The 22710-nt window shown below is 48.4% G+C and carries 18 protein-coding genes; all 18 read left to right on the forward strand.

Annotated features, from left to right (window positions below; translation table 11 throughout):
- The first annotated feature begins 408 nt into the window (after positions 1–408).
- The 18 genes from VN379_RS19845 to VN379_RS19930 all read left to right on the forward strand — a co-directional run bounded on the left by VN379_RS19845 (position 409) and on the right by VN379_RS19930 (position 22664).
- Positions 409–1437, forward strand: coding sequence for a rod shape-determining protein (locus tag VN379_RS19845; protein WP_325537051.1), 1029 nt, complete (start codon positions 409–411; stop codon positions 1435–1437).
- Positions 1438–1555: 118 nt separating this feature from the next.
- Entirely contained in the window at positions 1556–2293 is a 738-nt protein-coding gene (gene flgF / locus VN379_RS19850; protein WP_325537053.1) for a flagellar basal-body rod protein FlgF, read from the forward strand.
- 113 nt (positions 2294–2406) lie between these two features.
- Positions 2407–3189: a flagellar basal-body rod protein FlgG gene (gene flgG / locus VN379_RS19855; RefSeq protein WP_325537055.1), complete on the forward strand. Its 783-nt coding sequence runs from the start codon at positions 2407–2409 to the stop codon at positions 3187–3189.
- Between the two features lie 9 nt (positions 3190–3198).
- The gene (flgA, locus tag VN379_RS19860; RefSeq protein WP_325537057.1) at positions 3199–4173 is read left to right on the forward strand and encodes a flagellar basal body P-ring formation chaperone FlgA; all 975 of its coding nucleotides are present in this window, start codon (positions 3199–3201) and stop codon (positions 4171–4173) included.
- 20 nt (positions 4174–4193) lie between these two features.
- Positions 4194–4778, forward strand: a complete 585-nt coding sequence (locus VN379_RS19865) for a flagellar basal body L-ring protein FlgH (protein WP_325537059.1) — start codon at positions 4194–4196, stop codon at positions 4776–4778.
- Between the two features lie 46 nt (positions 4779–4824).
- A complete protein-coding gene (locus VN379_RS19870) occupies positions 4825–5946 on the forward strand; it encodes a flagellar basal body P-ring protein FlgI (RefSeq protein ID WP_325537061.1) in 1122 nt (373 codons plus the stop codon).
- A 283-nt stretch (positions 5947–6229) separates the two neighbouring features.
- Positions 6230–6577 (forward strand): rod-binding protein, encoded by a 348-nt coding sequence (locus tag VN379_RS19875; protein ID WP_325537063.1) that lies wholly within the window; start codon positions 6230–6232, stop codon positions 6575–6577.
- 59 nt (positions 6578–6636) lie between these two features.
- Complete coding sequence (locus VN379_RS19880; RefSeq protein ID WP_325537065.1) at positions 6637–8058, forward strand: phosphodiester glycosidase family protein; 1422 nt, start codon at positions 6637–6639, stop codon at positions 8056–8058.
- Positions 8059–8123: 65 nt separating this feature from the next.
- Complete coding sequence (locus VN379_RS19885; RefSeq protein ID WP_325537067.1) at positions 8124–8438, forward strand: biotin/lipoyl-binding protein; 315 nt, start codon at positions 8124–8126, stop codon at positions 8436–8438.
- 75 nt (positions 8439–8513) lie between these two features.
- Complete coding sequence (locus tag VN379_RS19890; protein WP_325537069.1) at positions 8514–10352, forward strand: SpoIVB peptidase S55 domain-containing protein; 1839 nt, start codon at positions 8514–8516, stop codon at positions 10350–10352.
- Between the two features lie 183 nt (positions 10353–10535).
- Positions 10536–11306: an ABC transporter permease gene (locus VN379_RS19895; RefSeq protein WP_325537071.1), complete on the forward strand. Its 771-nt coding sequence runs from the start codon at positions 10536–10538 to the stop codon at positions 11304–11306.
- A 21-nt stretch (positions 11307–11327) separates the two neighbouring features.
- On the forward strand, positions 11328–12086 hold the full coding sequence (locus tag VN379_RS19900) for an ABC transporter ATP-binding protein (protein ID WP_325537073.1): 759 nt from the start codon (positions 11328–11330) through the stop codon (positions 12084–12086).
- Entirely contained in the window at positions 12083–13354 is a 1272-nt protein-coding gene (locus VN379_RS19905) for an MlaD family protein (protein WP_325537075.1), read from the forward strand. The genes VN379_RS19900 and VN379_RS19905 overlap by 4 nt, the downstream gene beginning before the upstream one ends.
- Positions 13355–13462: 108 nt before the next feature.
- Positions 13463–14812 carry a TolC family protein gene (locus tag VN379_RS19910; RefSeq protein ID WP_325537077.1) on the forward strand — a complete coding sequence of 450 codons (1350 nt, stop codon included), beginning with the start codon at positions 13463–13465 and terminating at the stop codon, positions 14810–14812.
- A gap of 143 nt (positions 14813–14955) precedes the next feature.
- Entirely contained in the window at positions 14956–19290 is a 4335-nt protein-coding gene (locus VN379_RS19915) for a translocation/assembly module TamB domain-containing protein (protein WP_325537079.1), read from the forward strand.
- A gap of 75 nt (positions 19291–19365) precedes the next feature.
- Positions 19366–20004: a sigma-70 family RNA polymerase sigma factor gene (locus VN379_RS19920; RefSeq protein WP_325537081.1), complete on the forward strand. Its 639-nt coding sequence runs from the start codon at positions 19366–19368 to the stop codon at positions 20002–20004.
- 355 nt (positions 20005–20359) lie between these two features.
- Positions 20360–20920, forward strand: coding sequence for a hypothetical protein (locus VN379_RS19925; RefSeq protein ID WP_325537083.1), 561 nt, complete (start codon positions 20360–20362; stop codon positions 20918–20920).
- Between the two features lie 76 nt (positions 20921–20996).
- On the forward strand, positions 20997–22664 hold the full coding sequence (locus VN379_RS19930) for a BamA/OMP85 family outer membrane protein (RefSeq protein ID WP_414715022.1): 1668 nt from the start codon (positions 20997–20999) through the stop codon (positions 22662–22664).
- The last annotated feature ends 46 nt before the right edge of the window (positions 22665–22710 follow it).

The raw sequence follows: 22710 nt of genomic DNA on the forward strand, positions 1-22710 counted from the left end.
ACAAGGGACAGGCTCCCGGATTTTTCTTTTGCTTGGCAAAACCCATCGGTAACTGCATTCCAGTCATGTTTATTGCTTAGAAATTCTACCTGGCGCCTGCATTGACCGGCCAGAAACCATTCATAGGCGAGGTCTTGGGCAGCATGTGGTAACACATGAGGTTAAGCGTAGACAGCAAGATAGTAGGCCGTAAGTGAAAGCTGAAGGAATTGAGCCTCGAAATCCCAATCATAGGCTGATACGGATGAAAACTATTCTGGATTATAGCGAAAAATAAAGGAATTTAATTTTATTTGTAGAATACCTAAAACACTTGTATTTATCTTGTTATTTACCTCTTTTCTCCTTATGAAGAAATGGGACAGGGGGGGATAGGCAGGATAACTTGAAAGGGGTTAAGGATTCTACATGTTTGGAACAATGGATATTGGCGTCGATCTGGGAACAGCCAACGTTTTAGTATACATAAAGGGTAAGGGGATTGTATTAAGAGAGCCATCCGTTGTCGCAATTGATCGCGACAGTAACCGCATTTTGGCAATCGGTGAAGAGGCTCGGCGGATGCTTGGCCGGACACCAGGCAATATTATTGCAATCCGTCCCTTGCGCGAAGGCGTAATTGCCGATTATGACACAACCGAAAGTATGCTCAGGCACTTTATTCAAAAAGTCGCCGGTAAGAATTTCTTCTTTAAACCTAGAATTATGGTGTGTATTCCCTCAGGTGTGACCACTGTAGAGAAACGCGCCGTACTGGAAGCTGCTATGCAGGCCGGTGCCCGTAAGACCTATCTTATCGAAGAACCACTGGCAGCTGCCCTTGGTGCCGGTCTGGAGATTGCCGAGCCATGTGGTGCAATGGTTGTAGATATCGGTGGCGGTACGACAGATGTTGCCGTACTCAGCCTTGGCGGTATTGTTGTCAGCGAATCACTCCGGATAGGTGGCGATAAGTTTGATGAAGCACTTATTCGCCATGTCAAAAAGGAATACAATATCCTGATTGGCGAGCGTACGGCTGAAGCGATTAAAGTAGCCATTGCCACTGCCTACCCTGATGGACGAAATGAAAGCATGGAAATCCGTGGCCGGGATCTGGTATCAGGTCTGCCAAAAACAATCCGCATGAGTTCCTCTGAAACCCGGGAAGCGTTAGCCGAACCGGTAGCGCTGATCGTAGAATGTGTTAAATCAGTGCTGGAAAAAACCCCGCCTGAATTAGCAGCAGATATTGTTGATCGCGGTATTGTAATGACAGGCGGCGGTTCGCTGATTCACGGTTTGGATAAGCTGATTAATCAGGAAACAGGCATTCCTACATACTTAGCAGAAGATCCGTTGTCATGTGTTGCCTTAGGCACTGGCAAAGCGCTTGATGCGCTGGAAAGCCTGCAGGATACCCTGACAACACTCAAAAAAGGCACTTTGGCCGGCTAAACAGATAATCAGAAGACAGATTATCATACAGGTATGGATCGTATGACAATTTTGTCTTAAGAAATGCAGTAATTATTACGATATAATTATTACGATATATTCTTAAGAGGTGAAGCCATTGATTCGAGGTATTTATACTGCGGCTTCCGGTATGGTGGCTGAAACCACCAGAACAGATACCATTGCCAACAACCTGGCAAATGGTAATACTACCGGCTACAAAAAAGATATTGCGATATCCAAGGATTTCGCCAGTGTATTAATTCAACGCATTAATGACGGCCAGCAAGTGCCGACAATCGGTACCCTGGGTGTAGGCACTGTGATTGACGAAATCGCGACAATCCAAACCGCCGGTAGTATCCGCCCAACTGGTAATTCGCTTGACTTTGCCGTTGATGGCAAGGGTTTTTTTGCTGTTGAAACACCGGCCGGTGTCCGTTATACCAGGAATGGGGCCTTTACCCGCAGTGGGCAGGGTGAGCTGGTAACCAACGAAGGGTTCCCGGTACTGGGACAAAATGGTGCCATTGCCATTCCTGACGGGAACATCTCAGTTGAGGAAACAGGCCGGGTTACCGTAGACGGTGTTGAGGCCGGCCAGCTCAGACTGGTTGAATTTGCCGATGACCGCCAGGTTACCAAAGAAGGCAACAGTCTCTACCGTACCAATGAAAATGGACAACCCGCGACAGGCAAGATCATGCAAGGATTTTTAGAACAATCCAATGTCAATATTGTGGCTGAAATGGTTAACCTGATCACTGGTTACCGGGCCTATGAAGTAAACGCCAAAACAGTACAGGCTCATGATCAACTGCTGGACAAGGCTGTCAATGAAGTAGGTAAAGTCTAGTAATTGGAAACAATCAAAATAACTGCTTAGGGCTGGACTTAACGGGAGCCCTTTGGCCGCTGACCGACTGACGCGGCAGGTCAAGCAATAATATCACAATGGAGGTAATTAGTATGATTCGAGCACTATGGACTGCCGGCACGGGGATGGTTGCCCAGCAAGCCAACCTTGATACCATTTCCAATAACCTGGCTAACGTAAATACTACCGGTTTCAAGAAAGGCCGGGCTGAGTTTCAGGACCTTATGTATCAGACGATTCGCCAGGCTGGTGCCGCTACCGGCCCTGATACCCAACTGCCGACAGGTATTCAGGTCGGCCATGGGGTACGCCAGGTGGCTACCCAGAAGTTATACGGACAGGGTAATTTCCAAAGTACCGGCAATGACTATGACATAGCGATTGAAAAGGAAGGTTTCTTTCAAATCACAATGGCTGACGGGACCCTGGCGTATACCCGTGACGGTTCCTTCAAAAAGGATTCCCAGGGGCGGATAGTAACGGCCGAGGGGTATCCGCTGGAGCCGCAAATCACTGTGCCGGACGATGCAACGAGTCTGACTGTTTCTGCCGATGGCCTTGTGAGTGCAACAACACCTGCCGGCACTGAGGAGATCGGGCAGATTACCATTGCCCGGTTTGTTAATCCGGCAGGCCTGGAAAGTATGGGCCGCAATCTGCTTAAGGAGACTGAGGCCTCAGGGGTGCCGGTAGTAGGCAACCCCGGCGCTGACGGGGCCGGTACGCTGGCGCAGCAGTATCTGGAGATGTCCAATGTTCAGGTTGTTGAAGAAATGGTTAATATGATTGTTGCCCAGAGGGCTTATGAGGTTAACTCCAAAGCCATCCAGACGGCTGATGACATGCTGGAGCAGGCAGCTAGTCTGAAACGGTAGGAATAATCAATGAAGAATAAACTATACCGGCTTACCATGGTGATCCTATGTGTTGCCGGTATATTATTTAACGGCAGTCTTGCCCGGGCTCAGGGGCTGACAATTACTGTAGCTGCCGAATCGCAGGTGGCAGGATCCTATTTTACCCTCGGGGATATTGCCAGCATCAGCGGTGATGATCATGACCGCATCGCCAGCTTAAAGCAAATCCGGCTGGGGCATACCCCGGCACCGGGTCAGAGTATTGTACTTTCCGGGGAATTGTTAGGGGTACGGCTAAATGCCAGCAAGCTGGATCTAAACGGTATTAGCTGGCAAATCCCACCACAATTCAGGATAACCGCACTGTCACAGCAGATTAATGGCGAGCACCTTGTGGAACTGGCCGAAAAATACTTAAGAGAGCGCCTTACCGGCAGTGAAATTGAGATTACGCCGGTAGGACAACAACAGGATATATTTGTTCCGCCAGGTAATGTAGTGTTTAGTATTGATCTGCCTTATGGGGTTAAATATAATGCACCGACCAGTGTAAGCGTAGGGATTACTGGCGGTGGCCAGCTATATGCAACTACCAGGCTAAGATTTGATATCAAAAAGTATGAGCAGGTGGCTGTCGCCAGCCGCGCTATGGCACCGCGTGACCTCATTGCTGCTGATAACATAACCTTTGAGCGACGCGACATTGGACGAATGCCACCAGGATATTTTACCGATCCAAATAAAATACTAGGATTAGTTGTAAAGCGTCAATTGTCACCCGGGACCGCCATTAGCGACAGTGTGCTGGAAAAACCGGTCCTGATTAAGCGGGGTAAAACCCTGCGCATTATCGCCCAAGCAGGCGGTATTGAGGTAACTGTGCCGGGGGTTTCACTGCAAAGCGGCAGTGAGGGACAGTTCATCAGGGTGCAAAACACAAACTCTAAGAAAGTAATTACCGCCCGGGTAGTTGATGAAGAAACTGTCCTGGCACAGATATAGCGAAAGTAGGTGTGATTAGGATGGGTAAGCTTATTGGTCTGCTGTTGATACTCATAGTTTTGACTCAGCCTGTCCCCACTGCACAGGCCGATTCTTTATGGGTCGATTCAGCGGCGGCAGCCAGTTTGTTTAGTGATCACCGGGCCCATGCCGTGGGTGATATTATTACAATTGTTATCAGTGAGTCATCAAGCGCCAGCCGGACAGGCAATGCGTCCAACTCAAAGTCGGCCAGTGCAAGCCTGGATGCCGGTGTGGGGCTGTTCACCTTCATTGAACCGGTAAGTGGCAGCTCCTCAGATAGCTTTAAAGCCCAGGGGGCACTTGCCAACAGCAATAAGGTAACAGGGCGGATTACGGTAAAGGTAACCGAGATTAAGCCTAATGGGCAAATGATTATCTCCGGTTCACAAACAATTAAACAACTTAGCGATGAACAGAAAATCACGATAACAGGCATGGTCAGACCCGAAGATATCACCCCGGACAATACTGTGCTGTCAAGCAACATAGCTGATGCCCAGCTCAAAATAGAAGGCAAAGGCCCGCTTGCAAGCAAACAGAAACAGGGTGTACTGACCCAGATCTTTAACTTCTTATTTTAAGGACAATGAGTAGTTCTAATTGTTCTAAAACACTAATGGAGGACATATGCGCAAATTAACAGCAATCTTCCTGACCGCTGTACTGGCTGTAAGCATAACGGTTCCGGCCCTGGCTGCCCCAACCCAGGTCAGTAGCCGGATTAAGGATGTGTCCAAGGTACAGGGCATGCGCAACAACCAGCTGAGTGGTTATGGACTGGTGGTGGGCCTGAACGGTACCGGCGATTCTAATAAAAGTGTATTTACCCTGCAATCTATTGCCAATATGCTGAAATCTTTTGGTGTTGTCATCAGTTCATCGGCGATTAAGCCCAAAAACGTGGCCGCTGTTATGATCACAGCCACGCTGCCGCCCTTTGCCAAACCAGGTGACACCATTGATATCACCGTATCCTCTATGAGCGACGCCAAAAGCCTGCAGGGGGGGACCCTCCTGCAAACCCCGCTGCGGGGCGCTAATGGTCAGGTATATGCTGTCGGTCAGGGACCGGTGTCTACGGGCGGCTTTGTTTTTGGCTCCGGTGGCTCCAGTCAGCAAAAAAACTTTCCGACCGTTGCCAATATCCCGGCCGGTGCATTAGTGGAACGGGAAGTACCGATGCCATTTACGGATAAAGAGAAGGGCAAGATTACGCTGGCGCTTAACCAGCCTGATTTTACGACAGCCAACCGGATCAGTGCGGCTATTGATCAGCGTTTTGGCCCGATCACGGTGGCCAAAGATCCGGGTACGGTTGTTATTAATGTGCCTAATTATTATAATGAGGATATTGTCGGTTTTGTCGCGGCTCTGGAAGAACTGCCAGTTACGCCGGATACAGTCGCCAAGGTTGTTATTAATGAACGGACAGGTACGATTGTGATTGGCAGTAATGTGACAATTGACCAGGTGGCTGTCGCTCAGGGCGGTCTTACCGTCAGGATCGGCAAGTCAACAGAGGTTTCTCAACCGCCGTCCTTTTCTGACGGCAACACCGTTGTCACCACCGATACTACCATTGAGGCCAAAGAACAACCAGCAGGACTTATTGTGCTGCCGGCTTCAGCCAATGTGGGCGATGTAGTTGCCGCCCTGAATGCCGTAGGGGCAACACCCCGCGATATTATCTCCATCCTGCAGGCCATAAAAGCGGCAGGGGCCTTGCACGCCGACCTACAAGTAATGTAGCCGCAATGGGTTATAAACGCCCAGCTGTGCGATGCTGTTACAATGAGTTTACTGCCAACCAGTTCCGTCTAGTAGTCTCATAGGCGACGGTGTTGTTGCTCCTGCGGGTTGATTGCTTGCGTACAAACTGCGTACGAGGCGAGGCGCAATCCTCGTCACGCCTCGCAGCTGGACATTTCTAACCAGCTGCGGGCCTGTACTAATAAGGGGTGAATGGATATTGAAAATCAATCCTAACAATCTCATACAGCCAAACACAATCCCCACTAGCGGGGGGGCAGCTGTGCCTGACCAGGGAGCGGCTTTTGCCGCCAGGCTGGAAAAGGCTGTGCAGGCATCTGAACAGGCCGGAACATCACCGGCGGCAGCTTCAGCAAAGCGCAGTGAGGATGCTAAACTTAAAGCGGCCTGTCAGGAGATGGAAGCTGTTTTCCTGAATATGATGCTGTCGCGAATGCGGGCCAGTGTACCAAAAACTAAGCTCATGGGCGACACATCAGGTGAAGAAACAATGCAATCGCTCCTGGACACTGAGTTAACAAAAAATATGGCGCAAGCCGGTGGGATGGGCTTGGCCGATATGTTGTACCGTCAGCTAAGTAAAAGCACTGTTAAAGGCCAGGCTCGATAGCCTGGCTTCTCTGCATATACCGGTCAGCCTGATTTTTATCATAAGGAGTGTGTGGTTCCATGTTCAATCCTCTGCGGTTAAAAATGTCCCTCCTGGTTACAGCCTTGATTATGCTGCTTCTCCAGAGCTCGGGCTGGGCCGCCCCCGGTGCAGTAGTGAGCAAAATCAGGGTAAGCCAGAATGTTGAAACAGTACGGTTGGTTTTTGATGTGTCCGCTTTACCGGAGTACAAAATAATGACTCTTGAGAACCCGCTTAGGCTGGTCATAGATATGCCGGGTACTGTAAACAAGACTGCGGCTCAATATGTTCTCAATGATCCGACAGTGGCGAAGTTGCGACTGGCTGAGGTTGAACCAGGCAAGCTTAGAGCTGTTGTCGACCTGAAAACAGCCTATGGTTATAAGGTATTTACCTTGAAAAATCCCAATCGCCTGATTGTCGATATTATTAAAGATTATGAACGAAAACTGGTTGAAGAACCTGCAACAGGCATTAAATATACCTCCTGGCTAAGAAATCAAGCCAGTGGTCCCTTATGGGCCCATATTCTTGAAGTTGACCCCCAGGCAGGGTTTGCGCTAAAACCTATTCTATCCAACGGTGCAATCCAGGGACTGGAACCGCTGCTGCCAATGGCTGAGCGTTCCGGGGCGATTGCTGCAGTCAACGGCTCTTATTTTGGGCTTGACGGTTCGATAATCGGGTTGCTTAAAATTGACGGTGAGATCGCCAGCACGCCGGAAATGTCACGGACAGCGCTGGGCATTATGCCTGATGGCAAATTGCTTATAGATCAGGTTCACTATGAGGGTAAGATTGAATTACCAGACTCCAGGGAAATACCAATAAATGCGGTTAACCGGGAACGCGGCGAGAATGAGCTTGTTCTCTATAACGGCCTCTATGCGCCGGCAACAGGCTGTAATAATTTTGGGATAGAATATGTAGTTGTAAATGGCAAGGTAACTGCCGTCAATACCAGCAACTCGTCAATACCGTCAGACGGTTTTGTTCTTTCAGCTCACGGCGCTGCCGCAAAGCTGATCGCCGGCCTTAAGGTTGGCGATAGCGTCAAAGTTAACCAGACACTGGGCCCGGTGTGGGATAACACCCGGCATGCATTGGGGGCAGGCCCTATGCTTGTTAAGAATAACAGTGTATTTTTAACAACTAAGATTGAAGAATTCGGTTCTGATGTGGCAGGTGGCCGCGCCCCCCGGACGGCACTTGGGCTCAAGGCAGACGGGACAATCCTCCTTGTTGTTGTTGATGGACGCCAGGAATTAAGCACAGGCATGACCTTGCTGGAGTTGGCGCTTTTTATGCAGGAACTGGGTGCTCAGGATGCTATGAATCTGGATGGCGGCGGTTCCAGTGAGATGGTATTAAACGGTAAGGTCATTAATAAACCCTCAGACCGGCGTGAACGGCGGGTTGGTGACGCGTTGGCAATTGTGCCGGGCCATGTTGCTAATTAATGAAAATGCGCTATAATAAAAGTAGAGAATCCTTTACAGCAAAATACAAAGGCAGGTGTTTCTGGATGGCTCACAAGAAGAGTATAATGATCATAACCCTGCTGCTGATTGTTGTCAGCGCGGTAGCATGGTCATTGGCAGCAGGCCAGCTGGTTGACCAGCGCGGTGTATTAGCAGGTAGTGTTTTGTCAAATGGGTTGGTCGCCCCTGGTGCTATGACCCGGGAAGGCGATATACTTGTTTATGTTAACACCCTTACCGGTCCGGCAGTCGCAGTACGCGCCAACACTGACGGAATTGTCCGTGAAGTACTGGTTAAGCCTGGCGACAAAGTCAAAAGCGGTGATATTTTAGTAAGGGTTGAACCGCTCAAGCGGTAATTACCCTATTAAAGGAAGCTGAATTAGGGAGGCTAAGTTTTGGCATCCTAATCTTCTTCGTGGAAGGATGAACATATGTTGAATATTCTAAGGCGTTGCCTGACAGCGCTAGCGGCAGTACTTATCATCATGCCGATTGCTTACGTTCAAGCTGCGCCTGAATTTATGCCTGTTGACCAAATTGTCAAAGGCATGCATGGAACAGCCAAAACTGTTGTCTCAGGCACTCAAATTGAAGAATTTGGTGTAGAAGTTCTCGGGGTTATGAAACAAAAAGGTCCGTCCGGTGATCTGATTCTGGTTCGAACATATGGTGATGTTATTGAGCGAACCGGCGGTATTGCCCAGGGAATGAGCGGTAGTCCGGTATATATTAACGGTAAACTGGTCGGTGCCATCGCCTATGGCTGGTCGTTAACAGACCATAAGATTGGTATGGTGACACCTATTGCCGATATGCTCAAGCTATGGGAATTAAATAATGGTCAGGCTGAACTGCAGGCACCGGCAGCAGAAACGCCCGCAGAAACGCCCGCCAATGCAGTCAGTACGCCCTTAATGGCCTCAGGATTTGGCGAACAGGCCCTGAAAATGCTGACAGAAAAGCTTAAACCCTATAATCTAACCCCTTATGCAGTGAGCGGCAGTATGTCTGATGACAACAATGGCATTGCCTATAATAAGACCGTTGAGCCAGGCAGCACTGTCGGCGTGCAATTGGTACGCGGGGATGTCAGTCTGGGGGCCTTAGGTACTGTAACCTATGTCGATGGGGATAAGATCTTAGCTTTTGGTCATCCGTTTCTTAAAAAGGGTAAGGTTAACTATTTCCTGACAGATGCCGACGTCTATACTACCTTAAGCGGTCTGGAAAACTCTTTTAAAGTAGGAACATCAACCGAACTGATCGGGATGGTTAACCAGGACAGAGGCGCCGGTATTGCCGGCACACTGGGTAAATTTCCTAACGTCGTACCGCTCCGGATTACTGTTACCGATAAAGATTTAGGTCGTACCAATGAATTATGGGCCCAGGTGGTACAGGATGAGGATTTGGCACCTACTCTATCTGCTGTCAGTGTGTTTAATGCGATTGAGAAGACGACTGACCGCACCGGTTCAGGTACGGCCAGAATTAACTTTGAAATCAGTGCTGCCGGCATTCCCGGCGGAGTATTAACGCGTGAAAATATGTTTTACACTCAGGGGAATATCGGTGAAATGGCAGTAGCTGAGGTGCATGAGGCACTGGCGCTGCTGACCGGTAACCAGTTTACCCCTGTTAGTATTATGGATGTTAAGGTAAATGTTACGATTGACAGCGAGCGGCGGACAGCTACTATTGTTGAGGCTAAAGCCAATACCGCTACCGCCAAACCCGGGGATAAGGTAGAGATAGCTGTCAAAATTAAGCCGTTTCGTGGTGAACCTATCATCAGATGTGTCACCTACACTGTACCTAAGGAACAACAGCCTGGGGCACTGATGCTGGCAGTACGTGGCGGGGGGATGGTTTCTGTCGCCCAGCTTGTTGGCAAACGGCAAAACGGTGAAGAGGATCTGAGTAAACTATTTATGCTCAAACCACGGGCTAAGTCTCTGGAGGAAGCAGTCCAGGAGCTTGTTAACCGTGACCGTAATAATGACATTGTTGTGGAAGCCATTGAGATGAGTATGCCTGATGCTGCTTTAGGTAATGCCGGCAAAAATGTAAAACAGATTGCCGGTACCTTTGAAACCGCCCCCAGTCCGGCTTTACCGGAAACGTCTGTCAAGACCCCGGCTAAACCCGGCCGTACAGGCAGTGAAGCCGCGAAAAGTACCAAAGGGGACGAGTTAAAACACAAGGTATATGTAACGACCGACTATATCATTGATGGCGATTCCCAGGTAATGCTAAATATAACAAAATAAGTACCGAATGAAATAAAAGCTGCATATGCGGCTTTTATTTCATTCCAGGTGTAACAGGCATCGCCCGATAGCTACCGGAAAATAGAGGCATTTAAAATAGCCGCCGGTTAGCAGGGAATTGAAAATAAATATTGAATACTATTAAAGATTAACTGAGCCGAATAAGGTTTAAGGAGCATGACTATGCTTAATAAACTATTCACCCATACAGGGCGGATTGTTATAGAGTTTTTAGAGAATGTAGGACAGGTGCTAATCCTGTTTAGTCAGACTGTTATTCATTTGCGCCAGCTAAATACCAGGCTGCTGCTAAGGCAGATGGCGCATCTGGGGGCAGATTCCCTGGCAATTGTGTTATTGACCATGCTATTCACCGGCATGGTTATGACTGTACAAACAGCTTTTGAATTTGTAAAATATGGGGCCCAGTCCTCTGTTGGCGGCCTTGTGGCTGTAGCTATGGCGCGGGAGTTAGCCCCCGTATTGACCGGCGTGGTATTTGCCGGGCGGGTGGGAGCGGCAATTACGGCCGAAATTGGCTCGATGAAAGTGACAGAACAGATTGATGCCCTGCGGGTTATGGCTGTAAACCCGATTTCTTACCTGGTATTACCCAGGCTGGTTGCCTGTATGGTAATGTTGCCGGTACTGGTTATTTTCGCAAATGTCATCGGGAGCATTGGCAGCTATATGGTTGCCAGATATTATGCCGATATCAGTTCCTTCACCTTCTTTAATTCGATCAAGGTTTTTGCTGTGCCGCACGATATCATCGGTGGCATGATCAAGGCCATGTTCTTTGGGGCAATTGTCGCTATTATTGGCTGTCACAAGGGACTGACAACCGCTCAGGGAGCCGAAGGCGTAGGCCAGGCAACCACTGGATCTGTGGTATTATCAATAACCTTAATCTTTGTCAGCAACTATTTTTTATCGGTACTATTATACCGGTAGAGACTTCAAATGAGGTACAGTATGATCAAACTAGTTAATGTCAACATGGATTTTCGCGGTAAGCAAATACTCAAAGACATTAGCCTTACCATTGAAAAAGGGGAAATAATGGTTATCATCGGGCCAAGTGGCTCTGGTAAAAGTACCTTGCTGCGGCTCATCATTGGTCTTCTTAAACCGACTTCCGGGGAGGTCTGGGTCAATAACCGGGAAATTACCCACATGACTGAGGATGAACTGGGCAAGATCAGGTTGGAGATGGGGATGGTTTTCCAGTATTCTGCTTTATTTGATTCAATGTCAGTAGGAGAGAATGTGGCTTTCGGTCTCAGACAGCATACCGATATGCCTGAAGAAGAGATTTTACGGACAGTGCGCCGTAAACTGCGAATGGTAGGTCTCAGAGGACAGGAAAATGCTATGCCGAGTGAATTGTCAGGTGGTATGAAAAAACGGGTCAGCCTGGCCAGAGCCATTGCCATCAATCCGCATATTGTTCTCTATGATGAGCCAACTGCGGGTCTTGACCCCATCATGTCCAACACAATTGACAGGATGATTGTCAGTACAAGGCGAATGATTGATGCCACCTCGGTGGTCGTTACTCACGATATGCCAAGTGCCTTCCGGATTGCTGACCGGATTGCCATGATTCATGATGGCAGTATTATTGAGATAGGTACACCGGACAGTTTTAAGCAGTCGGAGAACCCGATTGTGGCTAAATTTATCCGCGGGGCCACCGCCCTGCCGGAAAGTAAAGGGAGGGCGAGAGCATGAATACCGAGGCCAAAGTCGGAGCGATCACTCTTTCCGGCCTGATTTTACTGGCCGGAATGTTTGTATATTTAAGCGGCGTTAGCTTTGGTGATAAAGGCTATCCCATTCAGGCTGTTTTCGCTCAGGTGAGTGGTTTGAAACCTGGCAATATTGTCCGCTACGCTGGTGTTGAAATCGGCAAAGTTACCGATGTAAAGGTATTGCCTGATGGTGTGTCTGCCGACATTATGCTTAATCCCGGTGTCAAAGTACCGGTAGGGGCAGCCCTGACGATCGGCTCTGACGGCTTGTTAGGCGAAAAATTTATCAATATTATGCCGCCCCGGGAAATAAATGGATTTTTAGCCCCGCATGCCAAAATCTATGGCGAAAATCCCCAGGGGCTTGATGAACTAATGGTATCGGCCAACCAGGTGCTGGCCGAAGTAAAGACACTTGTTAAAGCGCTGAATGATGTGGTGGCAGATGACAAAGTTAAAGCCGCACTCAAAGAAACGGCCTTAAATACGCGGGAGATAACAGCAAATCTAAACAGGCTGACAGCTACGCTAGCCATGCTGGCTGATACTAATCAGGGTGAAGTGACAGAAACGGTAGCGAATCTGAAAGCCATGTCCGGCAGCCTTAAGGACACCGCTGCCCGGGTGGATAAGATGATGGCCAGTGTCGATAACGATGGTAAGACAGCCGCTGAGCTGCGGGAAACAATTACTGCCCTTAAACAGACTAGCAGCCGGGTGGAGAAGATGGCTGCCGCATTGGAAGGGGTTGTGACAGACCCGGAAACAGCAAAAAATGTCAAAGAAACCCTGAAGAATGCCCGGGATGCCAGTGCCAAGGCCAACAAAATGCTGGGCAAAGTGGCCGATATCCAAACAGAAACAAATGTTGAAGCCCTGTATAATACCGATACGCATAAATACAAAAGCAATGCCGATATTTCCATCAGCACTTCGTCCCGCGATTTTACCGTTATTGGCGTGAGTGACATTGGCGAAGACAGTAAGCTGAATCTCCAGATGGGCAAAAGAGGTGCGGTAGTTAGTCAGCGTTTTGGTGTGATTGACAGCAAAGCGGGTGTGGGGGTTGATGCCAAAATGGGTAATCAGCTGCGGATGTCGCTGGATGTATATGACCCAAATGATGTGCGCGTTAAGCTGCGTACACAGTATCAGGTAGCGCCCGACACCTTTATTGTCGGTCAGTCTGATGACATTAATAAACGGGATGAGCAAACATCTTATTTTGGTGTACGGCGTTCATTCTAAACACTTATTCATTGACACCGCCCCGGCTTGGACATATAATTATAAGTATCTGACTGGGCAGTCAGGGTTTTGAAAATAGTGATAACATCAAGGAGGTCATAGGATTTTATGGCACAATTTAGATTATCTGGCAGCCTGGCCAAACGCATGTCGGCCTTGATTACCGGTGGAATATTGGTAGCTGCTGCTCTGCCAGGCTTTGCCGCTCCGGTAGAACTTACACTTGATGAGGCCATAGTTATGGCTCTTAAAAGCAATCCCGCAATAAAAATATCTGAGTCTGAAATGGACAAAGCCAGATGGGATGTAAAGATAGCTGATTCAGTCAGAAAAGCACCGGCGATCGATTTTACACATAATGCGTCCCGCTCAAAGAGTGCTGCCTCAGTTGGCGTAGGTTATACGACCGCCAGGGAATCTTTTTTGGTTCCTATTCCCGAAAGTCTTAACAATAAATATTCCAACAGCGTTGATCTGTCATTTCCTTTATATACTGGCGGTAAACTTGAAGGAACGGTTGAAAAAGCCAAACTGGGTCTTAAAGTCTCTGACCTTGGGGTTGAAAAATCGCAGCAGCAGGTTAAGCTTGATGCTACAACCGGCTATTACAGTATATTGCAAACCCGTAACCTTGTTAAACTAAGTGAAGAGTCTCTGGATCGCCTTAATGCCCATTTGAAAAATGTTGAAGCTCAATATAGTGCCGGTACTGTAGCTAAATCTGACGTCTTGCGTTCAGAGGTGGAAAAAGCCAGTGCTGAGCAGACCCTGATCAAAGCCAAAAACTCCTACGAACTTGCTGTGTCAGGCCTTAACAATGTCATTGGCCTGTCGCTGGATACTGAGCTTACCCTTAAGGAAGAACTAAACTATGCCAAATATGATAAGACACTGGCAGAGTGTATTAGTGCTGCCCTGGCTAATCGCCCGGATTTAGCGCAGGCTGCCACCAACCTGGATATTGCTAAAACTGAGATTAAAGTAGCTGAAAGCGGCAAGAAACCTACAATAACGGCTACTGCATCTGAAAAATGGAGTGACAAGGATTTCCCCGGTACTGACAATAATACGTGGTCCATTGGTATTAATGCCAGTTATAACCTGTTTGATGCTGGTTTGACCAAAGGCCAAATCAAAGGCGCTGAAGCCGGGCGTGACAAAGCTGCAGAACAGCTGCGCCAGGCCAGAGACAGTGCTCAGCTCGAAGTACGGCAGGCTTATCTCAACATGCAGGAAGCCGAGAAACGTATCGAGACAAGTAATGTAGCTGTTACCAAAGCGGAGGAAGATTATAAAATCTCCCAGGTGCGTTACAGTGCCGGAGTAGGCACAAACCTTGATGTCATCGATTCCCAGGTGGCTTTAACTTCAGCCAAGACCGATTATGTACAAGCCCTGTATGACTACAACACCAGCCGGGCTAAGCTGGACAAAGCTATGGGTATAACAGTAGAGTAAGGTAATTGGATCAAGGCAGAACTGGGTTTCCTGGTTCTGCCTTTTTTACGCCATTACAACCTAAATCCCAGAAAAAACATAAAGGAAGAAGACAGCTCACTGTCGAAGTACGTGAATATCTAAAAGGCCAAGGGAGGCAAAATATGCGAACTAAAGCCGCACTCTTAGCAGTGCTATTGCTTATGCTTGGCATGGCTGCCTTTGGCTGGTGGTCTACCCACAGCCAGGCTGTTTTTGCTCAAATTGAAAGTACATTAGCCAGCGAGTTGACCCAGGCATTGGGTACTCAGGTTGTAATTGGACAATTGCAGGCAGTTGGCCTGACCACTGCTGCCGTAAATGATATAACTATATTTGACAAACAAGGCCGGGAATTGGCCGTTATTAAGCAAGTCACCGTGGAATATAACTTACTCAGCCTGGTGCGCGGTCAAACCGCGGTTAATGCCTTGCGAAAAATTACGCTTACCCAGCCTGCGGTTGACTTGATAGAAGCAGCTGATGGTACCTGGAACATCGAGTTTTTAAAACAGGAAACAAAGCCGGAGAGCCCCAAAATTAGCTGCAAAGTTTTTATTGAACAAGCGGTAGTTAATGTCAGTGCCCGGAATGGTCAATGGCAGCTTACCGCTGTTGACGGTTTGCTTGGTATCAAAGACAGCCAGGCGATTGATGTAAAACTGGCAGCAAATCACAATGATTCGACGATGAGTATAGAAGGCTTTATTAACATTGCTAAAAACAGCCTGTCCCTGACCGTTAAAGCAGATACCCTAAACCCGGCAGCCTATGAAAAATTGATTTTGACTGGTACAGCCCTTAACTTTACCGCCGGCCTGCTGCAAGGTGTCGAGATTACTGTAGCCAGGGATCAGGCAGGGCTTAGTTATGCCGGTGAGTTTTTACTGGATAATGTAGCAGCGACAAGCGGGGAATTAACTGTTGAAAAGGCACAGGGCCGGGTAAGTTTTACCAACAACTATGTGTACATACTTGGTAGCAGTGCCCTTGTCAACAGCCAACCGGTAACGGTTCGCGGTAAAATTGGCATAGCCGGTGAGCAGCCGGTCTTCGACCTAATTGCTGAGTCGCCGGGCATTGATCTGGCAGCCGTTAGCCAGAATCTTCCTCTCAGCGGGGTTGTTGCTTTTAATGCTGCGATTACCGGAACACCGGCAAGCCCGGTTGTTACAGCTGAGCTTGCCGCCCCGGACAGTGTCGGGATCTCAGGCTATAGCCTGCAGGATAGCAAAGCCAAAATCAGATTTGCTGATAAAATAGTAACAATTGACGACTTTACCACTCAGGTGCTTGGTGGACAGGTACGCGGGCAAGGTATCTTTGATACCGGTACAGAACGCTATCAGGTACAATTGACTGCCAGCCATATTGATACTGCTGCAGTCAGAGACTTACCTGTAGCCCTAAGCGGCAGCGGGGATCTTACAGTAGCGGCCAGCGGCCAAGGCCGTGACTGGCGGACAATCAACGGCTCAGCGGCGCTAACCCTTATGACAGGCCAATTAGAGGGGGTACCCTATAGCCAAATGACGGCACTGATCGAGCGTACCGGCAGTACTACTGAGATTAAACACTATGACCTCCTAATGCCCTCCAACGGTATTGTTACCGCAGAAGGGACCATTCAGGATGATAAGCTTGCCATTAAATTAAACGGTCATGGAATTGAACTGTCCGCACTGCCACTAGCATCACTAAAAAATATCAGTTTTGCCGGCAGCGCCGGTTTTGCGGGCGATCTAACCGGTACAGTTGGCCAGCCTCAGCTTGGTGTCAATTTTAATGCTGCCGGTCTTACCCTCAATCAGCAACTGTTAGGTGAGGCTAGCGGTATACTCAGAGCCTCACCCAGTCTGATATCGCTCGAACAGGTAACACTTACTGACGGGACAGCCCTGCATGAAGTATCTGGCAAGGTTGTACTTAGCGGAGCCCAGCCTGAGGTCAGCCTTTCACTCGTAACCCACTCAGCCAGGGCGGAGATCTTTGCCCGGGTTATTAAACCTGATCTGGCGCTAACCGGTAATCTTGAACAGGAATTGACAATAAGCGGCCCCTTAGACAACCTGGCAATGCAGGGCAAGCTGAAATTATCAGAAGGCAGCCTTGCCGGTTATCTTATTGCCAGCGCCGAGGGCAGCTATCAGCGGCGCAATGGTGTTATAACAGTAAATAATCTTAATATAGACTCACTTAACACCAAGATTAAACTGTCGGGAACAGTATCTGCTGATAATAACCTCAATTTCGCCGTCGTGGCTGAGAATATAGATGCTGCGAAGCTAAAAACAGAGTACCCCTACCCGGTGTCCGGGATCTTTAATCTAACAGGTCAGGTAACAGGCAGTGTATCAAGCCCGGAGGTCAGTGGTCAGCTGACTTCCAGCAGAGTCCTGCTGAATGGCCAGGAACTGAAAGACATCTATGCCGATCTAAGCTATGAGGACGACCAGGCAGACATCAGGGAACTGCGGTTTGCTCAAGGGCAGGGCAGTTACCTCTTTAACGGGGCTGTGGATATTAAAACCCACGGTGTGGATGGCCTGTTAAGGGTTAAGGGTGGCGAACTGGCTGGTATATTGGCAATTGCCAATGTACCGGAGCGGGGAATCCGCGGCAGCCTTAATGGCGAGATTGCCTTAAGCGGCAGTCTCAGTAATCCTAATATTGTATTGCGGGGCTCTATAATAAATGGAAAAATAAAAGAGTACCTGTTCGATACCGTTGACATTGATGCTGAGCTTAATAATAAAGTAATTACCGTCAATAAGCTTATGGCTAAACAAGGGCTTGACGGGGTGCTTGCCGCCCAGGGGCAAGCCGATCTAAACGGCAAGATTGACCTGGAAGTAGGCGGCCGCTCAATTGATATTGGGATTTTGCCAGCGTTGTTTAACACAACTGTTGAAACTACAGGAAAGTTTAGCTTTACTGCCCAGGCGAGCGGCGTTACTGCTGATCCTAATGTGTCTGTGTCGATGGATGTACAAAAGGGCAGTATCGCAAATGCCGAATTTGATAACCTATATGGCCTGCTAATCTATAACAAAGGCAGCATCCATGTCAACCAACTGTTTGTGGCGCGTGGACCGTATAAGGCCAGTGCTTACGGCATAGTGCCGTTAAAGGCTTTAAACAGCCAAGGGCGTGGTAAAGCCGATGTGACTGATGCCATGGATCTCAAACTGCGGCTTGATAATGCCGATCTGAGCATACTTCCCATGCTGACGAAAGAGGTCGCCTGGGCCACAGGACCTACCGCAGGTGAGATTGCCATCGGCGGTACACTCTCTCAGCCGTCGTTGAATGGTCACTTAACTATAGTCAATGGTTCCATCAAGCTAAAAGCACTGGCTGACCCTATCCAAAAAGTGGGGATTGATATTCAGTTTAAAGATGATAAAATAGACATAAACGCCTTTGACGGGGAAATGGGCGGCGGCTCTTTCTCTCTCGACGGATCGGCCAGGGTAGCAGGCTTAGCGCTTGACGACTATAACCTCATGCTTGCCTTAAATCATTTAGGTGTAAAACATAAGTACTTTACCGGTCCGATAGACGGCGTTCTATCAGTAACAAGCAAAGACGCCCGGCCGTATATTCAGGGAAAGCTAACAGTTGAGAATGCGACTGTCAATATTCCGGCTGTGCCTGACAGCGGCGAAATTGCCTTTAATGCCGGCTTGGATATTGAAGTGGTTGTGGGTGACAAGGTTCGCATGTATAACCCGTATCTGTACGATTTCCTGGCTGAGGGCAAGGTTAAGTTCGCCGGATCGCTAAAAAGACCATCAGCTTCAGGTCGTATTGAGGCCCGGCGCGGTACGGTGAGATACCTGACAAACCGCTTTACTATTTTAAGCGGCAGTGCTGAGTTTATCCAGTACCGCTCCATTGAACCGGTCATTAAGCTCCAGGCTGAATCCAAACTTGAGCGAACGAGAATTAATCTGGCGATTAACGGCCCGGTTACCGCGATGGATCTTAAATTAACCTCTGAGCCGGCGATGAGTCAACAGGAAATTATGTCACTGTTGACACTGCGCGGCGGCTACTTTACGAAAAACAACGGCACCGATAATGATAGCACCTTAGGTCGTGATGAGTTGATCAGCCTGCTGGATGCAGGCCTGCAGATGCGGTTTATTGCCGAGGTTGAAAGTGTCCTTCAGGAAACCTTAGGGGTCGATGAATTCCGGTTAGTTCGGACATCACTCTTTGATACCGGCAGTAACCATGCCCGGAATAGCCAATCTGACGACCAGTTCCAAGGGTATAATGTTGAAATTGGCAAATACCTTACAGATAAATTCCTCATAAGCTATAGTGTGGGTCTGGATCAGCATAACAACAGTATCGGTTTCCGGTATGACCTAACCAAAAATATCGGGTTAGGGGGCTCCTTCGGTGGCACCGCGAAAACACTGCTTACTGTTGAAACCAGGTTTGCTTTTTGATATATCAAAGGTACAGGTAGAGACCGGCTCTTTAGAGCGGGTTAGTTATCGGAGTATTGTAAAGGGATGATACGAATGGTACTCAGTCAATATCTGGCTGAATTAAAAAATATCCGGATAGTGACGCCTGAAGAAGAGGCCGCACTGTGGCAGGGATATAAAGAGGATGGCGATCTTGCCTGTCGCCGCCGTCTAATTGAAAGTTATCAGCCATTAGTCTTTAAAACAGCAATGCGCTGGCGACTGCCTGAGACTACTATGCTGGATATGATCCAGGAAGGCACCGTTGGGCTGATTGAGGCTGTTGAAAACTATGACCACACCCGGGGGGTTGCCTTTAGCCTGTTTGCCGTGCACCGTATCCGGGGGCGGATTATTAACTACCTGAGCCGTGAAGACAATAACCTGGTACGGATTGACAGCCCGGTAACGGCAGACAGCAGCCAGGCGACAATTGCCGACTTACTCATTGACGCGCAGGCGGAAGTGGCCGCACAGGCTGAACATAACTATCTTGTTGATCAGCTCAGAGCAGCTATGGATCGACTGCCGGCCAAGGAGCAACAAGTGTTAAACAGTGTTTATCTTGGTGACTGTGAAGCCAAAGATATTGCCGCAACGATGGAATTAAGCGTTTCTCATGTCTATCGCCTGCAAAAGCAGGGAATTCGCCGGTTGCGGGGGATGCTTTCCAAACTAATGGGCAACTGGTAGGGAAACTGGCGATAAACGCCCACCTGCTTCGTTGCTCCTGCGGGTTGTTTGCTTGCGTACAAACCCCGTACGCGGCGCTGCACAATCCTCGTCGCGCCTCGCATCTGAACGTTTCTCGCCAGTTTCCGTTAGAGTAAGGTAGTGTGTTTTTACAAACACACTACAGGGAGATAATAGGTTATTGTGATTGATATCGCAACAATCTTAAAAAGTGAGCAAATCGGTCAAATAACGACGAGATAGTTAGCATTAGCGAGGCAATCATAATAATTGCCCGTTTTTGCTTGTTTGTTAATGACCAAAATCTGGCCTCTTCCCAGGACTATAAATAGTGTTTATAATAGGGGTGGTGAATGTGGCGGATTGTAAACAAAATATTAACAGGCATCTAAACTCTGCTCAGCAATGGCTTTCAGAGGCTGAAGAGGCTTTCGACAAAGATAGTGATATCCGTGGCGAGCTTAATTTGTTTTTGGCTCAGGCCGAACTTACTCATGCCAAAGAGGTTAACCGGTCCCGGCATTGGCGGCATCGCTACCCTGTTCTGCGGCACAGCCTGGCTATTGGCCTGGCAATTACTATCGCCGTCGGCGGGATGACTGCAAGTTACCTGTGGGGAATAAGCCGCCACAACACACAAAGGCCGCTGCAAGTAACACAACCTGTTACCGTAGTTGAGAATGGTCCGGTTCAGATCAATGCCGTTTCCGGAGCAGTTACGTCACCTGCGGTGCCGCAGGCACCGTCAATTGAAGCTAATACGAGTACGACCGAAATTGACAAAGGACATTCGGATACTACTCAAAAACAGCCTGCGCTGTTAGCACCAGCTGAACAATCCAAAGATGTACCCCTGACACCCGAGGAGATTAACAAACTTATTCGTTTAGCCGGAAAATCGTTGCGTGGACAGTAACAAATAAATAAGGAGGTAATGCATGAAGAACATTAAATGTTGTAAACTTTTTATTGCGGCAGCAATTGTTTTAAGCATGGCCGCAGCTTTGGTTTTGCCTGTTTACGCAGCAGACGTTGAAGGCAAGACAGCCACAGCCGTAACGATTACCGGTATTAGCCAGGTTGCTGAGAGCACCGTGCGGGGTGTGGTAAAAACCCAACCCGGTGATACGCTGTCGGCTGACAAGATAAAGCAGGACATGCAGGCAATCTACGACCTGGGCTATTTCTTTGACGTTGTTGCTAACTTTACTGAAGTGCCGGAAGGCGTGAAAGTAACATACACCGTCATGGAGAACCCTAAGTTAACCGATATTGTTGTCAAAGGCAACACGAAGGTAACTGCCGATAAAATTAAAGAACAAGTGACTACCGGTAAAGACGGTGTCTTGAATACCCGGACCCTGAATGCCAATGTCCGCGCAATTGAGGAGTACTATCATGGACAAGGCTATATTTTAGCTAAAGTAAGTGATGTGGCGATGTCACCAGGCGGGGTGTTGACCCTGACCATTAATGAAGGCTCACTGGAAGGCATTGTGATCAAAGGCAACGAAAAGACCAAAACCAATGTAATCACCCGTGAAATGAAGGTTAAGCCTGGCGAACCTTTTAATGTAAAGGACGCTCGCCGCAGTATGCAAAAAGTGTACAACCTCGGTTACTTTGAAGATGTTAATATGAAACTTAACCCTGGCAAGGATCCTAATGCTGTTGTGCTTGAGGCCAGCGTTGTTGAACAGAAAACAGGTACGTTCTCAATCGGTGGCGGTTATAGCAAGGCCGATGGTATGATTGGTATCATTGAGCTGGGTGATAACAACTTTAACGGCAAGGGTGACAAAGTTAAGCTCCACTGGGAGTTTGGCGGTGCCAGCAACTCAAACTATGAGGTAAGCTATACCCGTCCGTGGCTTGACAGCAAGCAAACTTCATTAAGCTTTAGCTTATATGACATGACTAACGAGTATAGTGACTATGATAATCATGGTGACTTGGAATCAAGTTATGATAAAAATCGCAAGGGCTTTGAGATTACCCTTGGTCGCCCGCAAGGCGAATATGTCCAAAACTATCTCACTTATAAAAACCGCAAGGACACCTGGGTTGAGGCCGTAGAGGGTAAGGATTACTCAACAGATCCACAATATCTTAAAGATAACTTTGGCTCAACCAATAGTGTCACCCTGACGCGGGTATTTGACTCAAGGGATAATGTATTTAATGCAACCGAGGGAACCCGCTTCTCGCTGTCTGCTGAATTTGCCGGCAAAGCGTTCGGCGGTGACTTCGATTACAATAAATATACCGCTGAAGGCCGCAAATACTATAAAGTAGGGCGTGACCACGTAATCGCGGCTCGTGTTACTGCCGGTTATGCCGATGGCAAGATGCCTGAGTCCGGAGAGTTCTCCGTCGGTGGCGCTGATACTCTGCGCGGCTACGAGGATGATGAATTCGAAGGCGACAAAATGCTGGCTGCATCTGTTGAATACCGCTTCCCGGTAGTCAGCAAAGTGCAGGGTGTGGTCTTCTCTGATATCGGGAATGCCTGGGATGGCGAAGGGTACAAGCTTGATGATCTTAACGCCAGTGTCGGTGTCGGTATTCGTGTAACAACACCGATAGGCCCTATTAAAATTGACTATGCCCAGGGGAGCCAGGGTGGTCGTACCCACTTTAGCTTTGGTGGCCAGTTCTAATAGTTGCAGCTAACGAGTCAGGCCTGTGGCCTGACTCGTTTACTAG

The organism is Sporomusa sp. (assembly GCF_035561255.1).
Lineage (GTDB): Bacteria > Bacillota > Negativicutes > Sporomusales > Sporomusaceae > Sporomusa.

Bases quoted from the DNA above. Each gene is read 5' to 3' on its own strand.
- VN379_RS19865 (WP_325537059.1), top strand. From the start codon at position 4,194: ATGGGTAAGCTTATTGGTCTGCTGTTGATACTCATAGTTTTGACTCAG.
- VN379_RS19910 (WP_325537077.1), top strand. From the start codon at position 13,463: ATGGCACAATTTAGATTATCTGGCAGCCTGGCCAAACGCATGTCGGCC.
- VN379_RS19915 (WP_325537079.1), top strand. From the start codon at position 14,956: ATGCGAACTAAAGCCGCACTCTTAGCAGTGCTATTGCTTATGCTTGGC.
- VN379_RS19905 (WP_325537075.1), top strand. From the start codon at position 12,083: ATGAATACCGAGGCCAAAGTCGGAGCGATCACTCTTTCCGGCCTGATT.
- VN379_RS19845 (WP_325537051.1), top strand. From the start codon at position 409: ATGTTTGGAACAATGGATATTGGCGTCGATCTGGGAACAGCCAACGTT.
- VN379_RS19930 (WP_414715022.1), top strand. From the start codon at position 20,997: ATGGCCGCAGCTTTGGTTTTGCCTGTTTACGCAGCAGACGTTGAAGGC.
- VN379_RS19890 (WP_325537069.1), top strand. From the start codon at position 8,514: ATGTTGAATATTCTAAGGCGTTGCCTGACAGCGCTAGCGGCAGTACTT.
- VN379_RS19870 (WP_325537061.1), top strand. From the start codon at position 4,825: ATGCGCAAATTAACAGCAATCTTCCTGACCGCTGTACTGGCTGTAAGC.
- VN379_RS19920 (WP_325537081.1), top strand. From the start codon at position 19,366: ATGGTACTCAGTCAATATCTGGCTGAATTAAAAAATATCCGGATAGTG.
- VN379_RS19885 (WP_325537067.1), top strand. From the start codon at position 8,124: ATGGCTCACAAGAAGAGTATAATGATCATAACCCTGCTGCTGATTGTT.
- flgA (WP_325537057.1), top strand. From the start codon at position 3,199: ATGAAGAATAAACTATACCGGCTTACCATGGTGATCCTATGTGTTGCC.
- VN379_RS19880 (WP_325537065.1), top strand. From the start codon at position 6,637: ATGTTCAATCCTCTGCGGTTAAAAATGTCCCTCCTGGTTACAGCCTTG.
- VN379_RS19900 (WP_325537073.1), top strand. From the start codon at position 11,328: ATGATCAAACTAGTTAATGTCAACATGGATTTTCGCGGTAAGCAAATA.
- flgG (WP_325537055.1), top strand. From the start codon at position 2,407: ATGATTCGAGCACTATGGACTGCCGGCACGGGGATGGTTGCCCAGCAA.
- VN379_RS19895 (WP_325537071.1), top strand. From the start codon at position 10,536: ATGCTTAATAAACTATTCACCCATACAGGGCGGATTGTTATAGAGTTT.